Genomic DNA, 12923 nt, shown 5'->3' on the forward strand with positions numbered 1-12923 from the left:
ACTATGATTAATGCTACAAAAAAAGGGGTAAGAGGGGCACTGTTATTCGTGCTTACTTTTCTCTTTAGTTATGGTGCAGTTCATGCACAAAGTAATCTGTTCTTTTCTGAGTTTATTGAAGGCTCCGGAAATAACAAAGCATTTGAAATTTACAACCCTTCCGATGAAGATGTAGATCTTAGCGACTACATAGTGCTGGGTAATTTCAATGGTAATCCATATAACGATACATTGAGATTTCCCGCTGGCACAATGCTGGCAGCTGGTGATGTATTTGTTGTTGCTCACGCAGACGCTGATGCAGCCATTACTGCTGAGGCAGATTCATTAATTCAAAATCCATTTGCTGGCGGCTCATCTTTCATGACCGTTTTTAACGGAAATGATGCCAGAGCTTTGGTACATGTATCCGGAACAGACTCTACATTTTTAGATGTATTTGGAGATCCAAGTTCTGATGAGGACTGGGATGTTGGTGATGTAGAAGAGGGAGCTGGCGATCATACGTTAGTAAGAAAGGCTGCTTTTGAATCAGGTAACCCTGAGCCCCTTGCTTCTTTTGGCGTAGGAGATTTTTCTTCTGAGTGGGTTGTATCGGCTCAGGATGATTTTTCTGACATAGGCTCTCATGAATCAGGTGTTCCATTCACAATTCGTGAATTTAACAGATACAGAAACATGAGTGAATTCTCAGTTTCGGGTATTGAAAGTCACCCTTTACATGACAGTACACGAACTTTTACTGCGGTAATCGTTTCTTATCCGAAGAGCTCCGGGCTTGCAAACCCAGGCGATAGCGATGGTGACGGTGAAATTGATGAAATAGGACGTGTTCACGTTTTCGTAACGGATACCCATGCAGTATCTATGGGGCGTGAAGGGATGTCTATACAACTTGTCGAGTCTTTTGAGTTTGGTGATAACATCGTTACTGCAGTAGAAGACTTTACTCGTGGTGATGTTGTAGAATTTGAAGCAACACTTTCCTCGTATCTTGGTACTATTCAGGTAGATGTTGAGTCTGTTAATCTTCTTGGAAACGTTAATCAGGATTACACCGAGTATGCAGAATTGCTTAATCCTTGGGAAGTTGACTTGAATGACATCAATAATTTTGATGGAAACGAGTTAACAATGAATCTTGATGGGTACTTTAAGTACAACGGAGCTTATGTAAGCCTTCCTTCAGCTACCGTGAGTAATGTTTCTCAAGGTGACAGAGTTGACTGGGCTGTCAACAAAGATGGTTCTCGTATCTATGTTTATGATACATCACTGAGATACAGAAATGATCATGCTGTTGGTGCAGAAGGTTACTTGCCGGATTACAATGCTCGCCGCATTAATGGAGCTGACGGTCCTTTTGAAGCCCCTGCTGCCGGTGCTAACGTGGACATCAGTGGATTCGTTAATTATGTAGGTGATGACCCGGATGCTATTGTTCCTGACAACTCAGGTGCTTTAAGTATTAACCCATTTGAAGATGGTGTGGTGTGGCTAAATGAAACCCGCTTTGTTGACGGCGAAAATGGTTTTGAATGGCCAAACGACCTTATCGTGAACGGACTACCTCCGGTAATATCAAATGTAGCTCTATCTGATTCAGCGGTTTCATCTTCTGATGCTGTAACGGTTACAGCTGATGCCCAGGGAGTTGAAGGTGCAACGGTAACTGGTGTGAATCTTATTTACTCTACACCTGATACCACCGACACGCTTGCAATGTCAGGCTCAGGAAGTTACTCAGCTACCCTACCTACGTTTGAAAACTTCACCCCGGTGTCATTTTATATAGAGGCAACAGACGATAACGGGCTCACAGGTCGAGCTCCTCTCACTGGTGGCTTTAGTATCTTTGTGACCGATGAGCCAATCTCAGCTATTTCACTGCTGCAACAAACTGGTGATGGCGAGCCGGGCGACAGTCCGCTTGCAGGTGCCGGAGCTGTACCGGTGAATATTTCTGCAACAGTAGTATCCAGTGCTGGTGAAAGTGGATTCATAACCATTCAGGACCGAGCAGCTGCCTGGTCAGGTGTATACGTTGCTGCAGAGAATGGAGCTGACGATCTGGATATTGGTGATATCGTAAGTATCTCAGAAGTTGAAATTTCTGAAGAATTTGGAGTCACTTTTGTTTCGTTAACTGACTTTGAAGTATCAGGAACTAACGCAGAAACAGATACGATGGCTGTATCTTTGGTTACTCAGGATATAACAAGTTCATCCGGTGCCTATGAGCAGTACGAAGGTGTGCTGCTATCATTTGCCGATGTGAAAGTGACCACGAATCAAGCTGATGGTTCCAGCGATTTTGGTGAGTGGGAATTTGGATCTACACAAGGCGGTGGTGCAGCCGATACGCTTGAGGCCGGAGATGGACTGCGTGTTGATGATGCCTTTACGATCAACTATGGTTCCGACTTGAATGACCATGTTAAAGTTGACGCAGAAATGGAGTCACTGACAGGAGTACTTTACTACTCTTTCGGAAATCCGAAAATGATTCTGCGAAGCCTTGAAGATGTTGTGGCCGACGACTGGACATTACCGGATACCGGTTTCGACTTAGAAACTCCGGCTGATGACGCTTCTGTAGAAGTGACCGGTGATATAACCGTTGAATGGGCCGCTACTTCCGACTTCGATGGTAATGACATTACTTACGAATGGGTGCTGTATTCTGCTGATACAGCCAGCGTTGTAACATCCGTTCCATCAAACGATGACTCCACCGCTTCATCTGTTACTCTGGACTACGCTACTGTAGATGGTTTATTAGCATCTGCCGGTTTAGAAGTAGGAGATAGTGAAGACTTCGTATGGACTGTTCGCGTGAGCGATGGTGTGGATGTGGTAACTGCAGCTGAAGGTTATGATGCAGAAACAAATACATTCTCAACCCTTTATTACAGTCTCACGTTAGAGCGTGCAGCAGAAACTTCCGGTGAAGTTGAAACCGGCCTGCCTGTTAGCTTTGACCTGAAGCAAAACTATCCGAACCCATTCAACCCAACTACAAACATTACGTTTGACCTGCCTCAGGCTGCAAGTGTAAACCTGACGGTATATGATATGCTGGGTAGAAAAGTAGCCACATTGGTGAACGAAAGGATGACAGCAGGTACGCATACAGCCGCATTTGATGCTTCAAGACTGGCAAGTGGTATGTATATCTACCGTATCGAAGCCGGTTCTTTCGAAAGCATCAAGAAAATGATGCTGATTAAGTAACAAATTAGATTTCCCTGGAATGAGGATGGAAAACTCCTCATTCCTATTTTTTTAAACTAAACAGTTCAGATGTACAAGTCCTTTATAGTAATCTTAGCCGTGCTATCTGCAGCCTTTTTTATTTCAGGCTGTGATGCCGGGTTGTCAGGTACGGCTTCAGAAAATCAGCCTCCTTCAACTAATCTTACCGTTGAGAGAATAAACAGGGGAGATGATTTCAGGCTATCCAGCCAGATTAATATTTCCTGGTGGGGTAATGATCCTGACGGCTACATCGTGGGTTATGAGTATGCTATTAATGATACCAGTGAAGATGCCTGGACTTTTACCGAGCGATCTGACAGTACCTTTATATTGCCGATCACAGAAGGTCAAAGTGTTGATGACGTTCTTTTTAAAGTTCGGGCAGTAGATAATGAAGGAGCAAAAGACCCTGTTGGGGCTCGTTTGGTTTATCCCATAGTTAACTCAACCCCCAGTGTTTCTTTTATCCAAACTGAAACCCCGCCGGATTCTTTATTTGCTATCAGTAGTTTTGGGTGGCGCGTTGATGATCCGGATGGTTTGTTGAATATCCGTTCTACAGAAATTGCTATTAATGATACCGTTGATGGTTGGATTGATATTCCTTTTTCGGAGGAAAATGAAGGCAGGGTGTTTATCTCTTTAGAAGTAGATAACTCCACGACAGGTACTAAAACTGCGGATGTGTTTATTGGAAGAGGTTATAGTACCGGCGTTAATGAATCAGGTGAGCCCATTCAAATTCCGGGTATTGAAGTTGGGGCCAGGAATACCGCTTACGTAAGATCTATAGATGCGGCCGGAGCGACAAGTGCGGTTGACACTGTGAGTTGGTATGTAAAGCCACAGCTTTCAAAAGTACTTTACATCAATGATGTAGGTAATAATACGTATATAGAGAAGCAGCAGGAGCATCTCTCATACTTAGATAGCTTTGGAATAAATCCGGATATTTGGTTTATAAACTCGGGCCAGCCTTCACTGGGTACTATAGAGTTATCTGAACAGTTTCCAACAGTTATAGATCCTACCCTGAGAAAGAGTCTGGCTAAGTGGGACCACATATATTGGGTATCTAATGATATCGACAGGAATATTGTACATGCTCTTGAGATTACAACTGAATTTTTTGCACAAGGTGGCAATATGTTTGTGAATATTCCTATGAAGCAAATTAGTCAGGATGATGATGTATTTAATTTCTTGCCTGTTGATTCCGTAGGATATTTTCCCGTTGGTAGTCAAAGTTTAGGCATGGTTGTAGACGGTAATACAGAAGTTACTTCTCCTGAGAATGGTCCTACATTGTTGACAGAATCAAGAACTGTTGGAGTATACCCTTTAAAACCACTTCCAGGTTCTATACTGTTGTATGAAACAGATTTTAAAACTACAACTGTCCAGGGTACAGTTGAAGATTACGACATTTTTGAAGGGGTAGGAATAGAGAACCCTGAAGGTAACTTAATCTATTTTGGGATGGACATCACCACTTTGAATGGGAACGATAATTTAGCCGAATTCATCGAATACGTTTGCATTCAAAGGTTAGGTTTCAGCAACTGAGGTTATTATGAAAAGATTTAATCTGATTTTATTACTGTTTACGCTTTTGGGAACTGCTTCGGTGTGGGCTCAAAACACCGGGTCTATTTCCGGAACCATAACCTCTGATGAAACCGAAGAGCTTCTGATTGGGGTAAACGTCCGTATAGTAGGTACTTCTTTTGGTTCAGCTACCAATCTTGATGGCGAATATGTGATTCGAAATATACGTCCCGGTCAATATAATATCGAAATCACCTATGTGGGTTTTGAAACCGTTTTGCTTACCGGTATTCAGGTGGAGGCGGGCGAAACTACCGAGCTTGATTATGCATTGCGCGAGCAGGTATTGAGTGCCGAAGAAGAAGTAATTGTTGTGGGTGAAGCCCCCATTTTTGATGTGGAGAAGTCCTCAACCTCATCTACCATTTCACGTTCTGATATTGAAGCCGCCCCGATTCAAAAAGTCGAAGATGCAGTGGCCCTTCAATCCGGTGTTGTTAAAGACCCAACCGGCTTATATATCAAAGGCGGACGTGCCTACGAAACCGGTTATGTGGTTGATGGAGTTTCTGCCCAGGATCCGCTGGCAGGAACCGGGTTCGGATTAGATTTAGGTTCAAACTCATTCAGTAACGTAGAAGTAATTACCGGCGGTGTTGGTGCTGAGTATGGGGATGTAACCTCCGGGGTGGTATCGGTTCAAACCCGTGACGGCGGCGACCGCTACGAAGGAAGCTTTTCTCATAAAAGAGATAACTTCGGTTCTAATGTAATGTCTCATGAATCTAACTTCTTTGAAGACGTTTACGAGTTAAGCGTTGGCGGACCGGAACCCATTACCCAAAAATTATTACCGCTGGCCGGGCTTAACATCCCCGGAGATGTATACTTCTTTGCCACCGGACAGATATCTACTGCTGATGGATACACCAAATTGTCTGCAGATCAAATCCGGTCATCTATAGTGGATAATACATTTTGGTCGCCCAGACAGGGGAACCGCTGGAATGGGATGATGAAACTGACGTATAACATTAAGCCCGGAATGCGCCTTCAGGGTGCCTACCAGCGTTCGCTAACCATCAACCAGAACACCCGAATGCTGCAGATTACCGGCGCTGACACACAAATTCAGCCCGGATTTCAGTTTGCATTCTCTAATGGCTTTCTCGACAACGCTAACACCTATACGCACGACAGTAATCTTTCTTACCTGAAGTGGACACACACGATTTCGCAAACCGCTTTTTATGAAGTACAGGCCAGCCGGTTATTTACAAGACTCAGAGCTGATGCCAACGGCCGGGACTGGCGACCGGAAAATGTGGATGGTGAGTTTGACCCGGGAAGTATTAACACCTATCCCGGAGAAGAATTTCAGGGAACCGATGATTTTACCTATGTGCTTGCCGGCCCCGGTTATATTAATAACGGTGGTATCGCAACACTGTGGCACGACCACTTTGCGGAAGAATTGACGCTGAAATCAAGCCTTACCAAGTATTTTAATGAGCGAAATAACCAGCTGGTTTTCGGTTTTGAAATGAAATTCAATGACTACCAGTGGATTGATATTACCCGCCCGTGGATTGGAGCGCCCATCCGGATTGACGAGAACACGGTTTCGGAAACATTCCGCGTTGGGGAAAGCTTTGACGCCTGGAGAGTTAAGCCGACGAGAGGTGCCTTTTTTATAACCGATAAGATCCGTTACAATGGACTGATTGCAAACATCGGCGGGCGATTTGAGTATTGGTCGCCCGGCTCGTATGTGGATGAGCGCGTAAAGGAAGCATTAGACCCAAATACCTACTCCACCATCCCGGAGTTTATTGCACAAGATTATCTTGACGAGACCACAGAGATTTTCGGGAATCGGTATAAGTTCATTTTCCTGCCCAAGGTAAACGTTTCTTTCCCGGTAAGAGAAAATCAGGTGTTGTTCTTCAACTATGGTCACTCGGCACGTATTCCTCATCCACGATTTGTATATGCCGGGCTCGATCCCTTTTACCAGGATCAGTCAGATCTGCCTAACCTCGGTAACCCGAACTTAGACCGGGAGATTGACATCTCGTATGAAATCGGGCTTCGAAACCAGATAACGGCAAATGATGCATTAAACGTGTCGGCTTTCTGGAGAGATAAATATGACTTTGTAACCTCTGAGTTAATCACCGTTCCGGATATTGATGGACGCCCAACCACCAAAGCATTCCGTATTAACGGTGACTATGCCCGCTCTCGTGGTGTAGAGGTGAGTTACATCAAACGATACAAAGATTTGCTGCAAGGTCAGGTTTCATTCACTTATTCCCGCGCTGAAGGGTTGAGTTCAACCAATGATGATAATCTGAATGCCATCAATGCCCGCCAGAATGTGGGTAACAATATTGAGACTCCGCTGGCCTGGGATCGCCCGTTCGATATAAAAGGAAATATCCGCTTCACCTATGATCGGGATGAACCATTATTTGATCTGAAACCACTGAATCAATTTCAGATGTTTCTGTCGGCCGTATGGAGAAGTGGTCAGCGTTATACACCCTATGAATTTGTGGGCTTTGAACGAAACCCGGTTACCGGTGTTCGGGATTGGCGCCCGATTTACGAACGTTTGGATGACCCGGCGCAAAGATACAGCGAAGTGGGTCCGGCCTGGTTCTATATGGATTTCAACATGAGAAAGTGGTTCGATGTAAACGGTACCCGAATTGCTGCCTTCCTTGAAATCACGAATATTTTAAATAATCAAAGTTCTGTAATTATTAACCCGGTAACAGGTAAAGGATACAAAAACTACCCTGCTGATCAGTCTTCATTAATTGCTCTGAGAGATAACAGAAGTTACGATGTGCCGAACAGTGTAAGAGACCCGCGATATCTGGATCCAACCGATAATAACCTGCCGGCCTACGAGAACCCTGCGAATTACCTGGAGCAGAGACACATCGTATTTGGAGTATCTATAAACTTTTAATTATGAAATTCATTAAAGCATTGATAAAAAGTTGTTTGTTGTTTCTTATCGGAGGGTTGCTTTACTGCCATAGTGCCTTTGCCCAAACAAGCTATGGTGATGACCGTGCCGGTACGGAAGGTTTTCAGTTTGCTAAAATTTCCATTGATGCACGGAGTGCTGCTATGGGTAACTCAAATATGGCCGATGCCATCGACGGATCGAGCCTGTATTGGAATCCGGCTAACGCCTCGGTGCTTGGCAGCTCCAACGTGATGCTGAATCACACCCAATATGTGGCGGATATTAATCTTGAGTATCTGAGTTATATCCATAAGCTCGGCCGTTTTGCCATTGGTGGGAGTATTCAATACCTGAATTCCGGTGAGATTAATGAGACTACCGAATTTGAACCTCTGGGGACCGGAAGAACCTTCAGCACACATCATATTTCAGCAGGGGTAACCGGTTCGCATCAGATTACGGATCTTTTTAGTTATGGCATCACCCTGAGATACCTGTCCGAAAATTATATTGACATCACCTATCAAACCGGAGCCATCGACTTTGGATTTCTCTACTACGTGGGCGATACCGGCCTTCGCTTTGGGGTGAGCCTGAATAACTTTGGTTTTGAAGCCGCTCCTTCAGGTACGGCTGAATATGAAACCCTGGATGGAATGGTGGAACAAGAACCAACCAGTGACTTATCGCTTCCTACCCGTTTTAATATTGCAGCCGCCTATAATGTAATTGAAAATGAAAATCATGAACTTTTGGTAACGGCTCAAATCACCAACCCAAGCGACAACTCCGAACAGTTGAATGTGGGTGCAGAATATGGTTTTATAGACCAGTTTTTTGTGAGAACCGGATACGAGTTCGGTGCCGAAGAAAGAGTTTGGCCAAGCTTTGGAGCCGGCGTTAAGGTTCCATTTATGGAAAAGGTATTAAAAGCAGATTACGGATACACCGTGTATGAACGTTTAGGTGGAATCCACAGAATTGGTTTAAGTGTAGCGCTATGAAACAAGCAGTAAACAGAATTTTTGTTGGTTCATTAATCCTTACAGCGGGTTTGCTCTATGGATGTGATAATATTTTTGGAGCCAAGGATAATGACACCACGGACGAAATTTTCGAAGAGGGAAGTATAGACCCCACACTTGAAACAGTTGAAGGATATGCTCCGGTACTTCCTTTCTGGGGCGAATTTGATGCTCCAACGGATGTATTTGTAGGCTTCGATCGCTTTGTATATGTGACGGATGCACAGGGTGTTCACCTGCTGGATCGAGCTGACCTGAATCCTCGGATTACCATTGAGTTGGATGGAGCCAATGCCGTTACGCAAGATCGTTTGCTAAACGTTTATGTTTCAGCACGTATCGATACGGTTATTGAGTCTGTTGACCCAAACATAACCTGGAACTTGCCGGCCGTATATAAGATTAAGAATATGAACGGTACCGGACCTCTTACCATTGTTGATACACTTATCTTTCCTTTTGATGATGCCAGTTTAAGTACGTCTGCTGCCCAAAATGCCCGCTTAAACCGTAGCTCAAACATCAATTATGAAAGGGTTGAAGTTACCGGGGTTTCAGCAATGGCAGATAACTCGATCTACATCACCCGACGAGGGCCCTTTAACGAAACCAATCAGGTAGCTGCACCTGACAATACTGTTTTGGAATTCAGAAGGGTATCGGAAAACGGCGAGGTAACTGGCAAGATGGAAAATGTTCGTCAAATTCGAACCCTGAATCCGGTTACTCCTTCGCTCAGAAGCGGAATTGGCATGAGCTCAGTAGCCACCTTTGTAGCTCCTCCACAGCGTGATGCCTTTACAGAAGATCGCAGCTTCCTTATCACTCAAGCTGATCAAACGAAAGAAATCTCATTCAGAGTGTTATGGATAAATGCCGTGGAAACCCCGGATGGTTTGGTATTTCAGCAAAACTCACAACTACTGGCACAGGATACTACACAGGCTGATGGGTTTTTATATGAGCCGGACAAGTTTCAACAACCAACCGATGTAGCATTTGGTGGTGATGATGACAGCTACATTTTTGTAGTGGATGCTGCTCAGCATAAACTGTATCAGTTTCAGTCGAACGGACAAGAGGGGGTGCCACCGCCACCCGGTGCCGAAAATCAAACCAAGCAGGTATTGGTTTCATTTGGTGAACTTGGTTCAGGGCCTAAAGAGTTTGACTCGCCAAGCGGTGTAGCTTATTTCAATCAGGTTGTGTATGTGGCCGACAAAGGGAATAATCGTATCGCTCGGTATAAGCTTACAACTGACTTTGAATAACGCTGAAGGCCGGTTAAACGCAGCTGTTAAGTCATAATAAAACCTGATCGTAACATTATCTTAATCTTATAATTTTTATTTTTGGTTGCTATTAAAAACCTCAAATAAAACACACAAATGTTACGCTACTTATCTATAGTTTTTTTAAGTCTGATTGTGTCAGGTTCTGCTCTTGCGCAATCAACAATTACGGGTAAAGTTACCGACGCCAGCACCGGCGAACCCATCATTGGTGCTAATATTTTAGTAATGGGCACCACCAAAGGTGCTGCTACCGATCTTAACGGAGAATATGAGATCGAAGATGTCGATGCCGGTACCTATAACCTGCGCGTTTCTAACATTGGGTATATAACCCTGATGGAAGAAGTTACCGTTGGTGAAGGAACCCTCACCCTCGATTTTGAGATGGAACTTACCAGTGAGTCACTGACTTCGCTCGAGGTATTTGCTTCTCGTTCTGATCAAACCACTCCGGTTGCTTTCTCTGATGTAAGTCAGGAAGAAATCAGAGTTCAGTTGGGATCCCGGGATCTTCCCGAGGTACTGAATGTTACACCTTCTGTATACTCCACTAACTCAGGTGGTGGTGCAGGTGATGCCCGTATTAACGTTCGTGGATTCAGCCAGAGAAATGTGGCTGTAATGATTAACGGTGTTCCGGTGAATGATATGGAAAATGGCTGGGTATACTGGTCAAACTGGGACGGTGTTGGTGATGCTGCCCGATCTATTCAGGTTCAGCGCGGTATCTCTAATGTAAACCTTGCTGTGCCATCTGTGGGTGGTACTCTGAACATCATTACCGATCCAAGTAATAACGAAGCCGGCGGCATGGTGAAATTCGAAAACGGTAGTGGAGCATTTAACAAAACTACCCTGATGCTGAACTCAGGCCTGATCAACGATAAGTTTGCTATCAGTGCCGTAGGTGTGCGAAAAGAAGGTGATGGAATTGTTGACGGAACATGGACCGACTCATGGGCTTATCACTTAGCGGCTTCTTATCAAATTAATGATGATAACAGACTTGACCTGTTTGCTCTGGGAGCTCCTCAGCGTCACGGTCAAAACCTGTACGCCCAAAACATTGCAACCTATGACCGCAGTTATGCTTTAAGTCTGGATAGTTATGACCCCGCTGCGACTGATGAATTCTGGGAAAAAGGACGTTTATTTAATTCCAACGTTTCCGGTGTATCTAACAGCTACGAAGGAAACCAATATGTTGGTGACGGCTGGTTAAACCCGAGCATCCAGAGCCGGTATTCTAAAAACTTCCTGAACGAGCGCGAAAACTTCTTTCACAAGCCACAAGTGAACCTGAACTGGTACAGTGAGTTGACTGATAAACTTACTTTAACCAACGTACTTTACTACTCCGGCGGACAAGGTGGAGGAACAGGAACACTTGGAGATATTGAGTATGACTACAGCCACGCACAGCGAATTGTAGACTGGAATGCTACCATCGCCGACAACCTGAGTAATGTGGATGTAAGCGGAGATGCTGTTGCAAACGGCATCATCAGAAACAGCCGAAACAACCAATGGACAATCGGTGATATTCTGAAGCTTTCTTATCAGGCAAGCGAAGAGCTTGAACTGCAAGCCGGGTTAGACTGGAGAACAGCTGAAATTGAGCACTACCGTGAAGTACGCGACCTTCTTGGTGGGCTCTACTACGTTGACAACTCCAACGACCTGAATCCAAATCGTGAAACAAGGCTGGGTGATAAAGTGGCTTATAACTTTGATAACACCGTTGACTGGTTAGGCGGTTATCTGCAAGGTGAGTACTCAAAGGATAACTTTAGTACGTATGCTACAGTTGGTATTTCTACCGTGAAATATTCTCACCTGAACTACTTCCTGGACGATCCAAATAAAGCAGGATTACAGGAAACAGAGCGCGAAAGCGATAACCTTGTTGGGTACCAGGCCAAAGCTGGTGTTCTTTACGGATTGAATGACAATCTGGACATTTACCTGAATGTTGGAGCGATCTCAAAAGTGCCGATTTTTGATAATGTAATTAATGACGGAACCGGTGCGATCAACGAAGATCCCGAAAACGAGAAGTTCTACTTCTACGAAGCAGGTACTCGTTACAGAGATCCAAGCGGACGATTTGGGTTCAACTTCAACTATTACCTGACCGACCGTCGTGACCGTTCTTTCACGCGGGGAATTAACTTTCAGGATGGAACTGAAGGTTTGATTAACATCACCGGTCTTGACCAAATGCACACAGGAGTTGAGCTGGAAACATCAGCAAAACTTGCTGAATGGGCCCGGCTTGATGTTGCCGCTTCTCATAACTTGTGGGAATACAAGAATGATGTAACAGCTCTGTACACTCCGGATCAGAACAATCCTTCTGACCAGGACACAGTGAGCCTTTTTGTGGAAGGACTTAAAGTAGGTAACGCACCGCAAACACAGTTTGCTTATACCCTGACGGTAGAGCCTATGCAAAACCTGGATATTACGCTGGTAGGTACTACATTCATGCGCTACTGGTCAGACTTTGACCCGCTTGATAGAGACGATCCAAGCGATCGTGCCCAAACATGGCAGGTACCTAACTACACAGTATTCAATGCTCACTTGAATTATGCCCTGCCGGGTGTGTTTGAAGGAAGTTCCCTGTTCCTGAACCTGTTCAATCTGTTTGATAATACATACATCCAGGATGCAACAGATAACAGTAGATTTAACGGATACGACGGAGATCACGATGCTGATGACGCCGAAGTATTCTTTGGGCTTCCAAGACGATACAACTTTGGAGTTAGAATCAACTTCTAAACCCATTAACGTATCATCAATTCTACG

Annotated in this window: 6 protein-coding genes; all 6 read left to right on the forward strand. The window is 44.5% G+C overall.

Features of this window, described 5'->3' with window-relative positions:
- Window positions 1-3: 3 nt before the first annotated feature.
- The 6 genes from ABFW99_RS08625 to ABFW99_RS08650 all read left to right on the forward strand — a co-directional run bounded on the left by ABFW99_RS08625 (window position 4) and on the right by ABFW99_RS08650 (window position 12896).
- Complete coding sequence (locus tag ABFW99_RS08625) at window positions 4-3234, forward strand: lamin tail domain-containing protein (RefSeq protein WP_349353620.1); 3231 nt, start codon at window positions 4-6, stop codon at window positions 3232-3234.
- A gap of 69 nt (window positions 3235-3303) precedes the next feature.
- Window positions 3304-4824 carry a hypothetical protein gene (locus tag ABFW99_RS08630; protein ID WP_349353621.1) on the forward strand — a complete coding sequence of 507 codons (1521 nt, stop codon included), beginning with the start codon at window positions 3304-3306 and terminating at the stop codon, window positions 4822-4824.
- 7 nt (window positions 4825-4831) lie between these two features.
- Window positions 4832-7786 carry a TonB-dependent receptor gene (locus tag ABFW99_RS08635; RefSeq protein ID WP_349353622.1) on the forward strand — a complete coding sequence of 985 codons (2955 nt, stop codon included), beginning with the start codon at window positions 4832-4834 and terminating at the stop codon, window positions 7784-7786.
- Between the two features lie 2 nt (window positions 7787-7788).
- Window positions 7789-8793, forward strand: a complete 1005-nt coding sequence (locus ABFW99_RS08640; protein ID WP_349353623.1) for a PorV/PorQ family protein — start codon at window positions 7789-7791, stop codon at window positions 8791-8793.
- Complete coding sequence (locus ABFW99_RS08645) at window positions 8790-10085, forward strand: hypothetical protein (protein ID WP_349353624.1); 1296 nt, start codon at window positions 8790-8792, stop codon at window positions 10083-10085. The genes ABFW99_RS08640 and ABFW99_RS08645 overlap by 4 nt, the downstream gene beginning before the upstream one ends.
- A 117-nt stretch (window positions 10086-10202) precedes the next feature.
- A complete protein-coding gene (locus ABFW99_RS08650) occupies window positions 10203-12896 on the forward strand; it encodes a TonB-dependent receptor (RefSeq protein WP_349353625.1) in 2694 nt (897 codons plus the stop codon).
- Window positions 12897-12923: the final 27 nt, after the last annotated feature.

It is taken from the genome of Gracilimonas sp. BCB1 (genome assembly GCF_040117685.2).
Classification (GTDB): Bacteria; Bacteroidota; Rhodothermia; order Balneolales; family Balneolaceae; genus Gracilimonas.

Bases quoted from the DNA above. Each gene is read 5' to 3' on its own strand.
- ABFW99_RS08625 (WP_349353620.1), top strand. From the start codon at position 4: ATGATTAATGCTACAAAAAAAGGGGTAAGAGGGGCACTGTTATTCGTG.
- ABFW99_RS08630 (WP_349353621.1), top strand. From the start codon at position 3,304: ATGTACAAGTCCTTTATAGTAATCTTAGCCGTGCTATCTGCAGCCTTT.
- ABFW99_RS08635 (WP_349353622.1), top strand. From the start codon at position 4,832: ATGAAAAGATTTAATCTGATTTTATTACTGTTTACGCTTTTGGGAACT.
- ABFW99_RS08640 (WP_349353623.1), top strand. From the start codon at position 7,789: ATGAAATTCATTAAAGCATTGATAAAAAGTTGTTTGTTGTTTCTTATC.
- ABFW99_RS08645 (WP_349353624.1), top strand. From the start codon at position 8,790: ATGAAACAAGCAGTAAACAGAATTTTTGTTGGTTCATTAATCCTTACA.
- ABFW99_RS08650 (WP_349353625.1), top strand. From the start codon at position 10,203: ATGTTACGCTACTTATCTATAGTTTTTTTAAGTCTGATTGTGTCAGGT.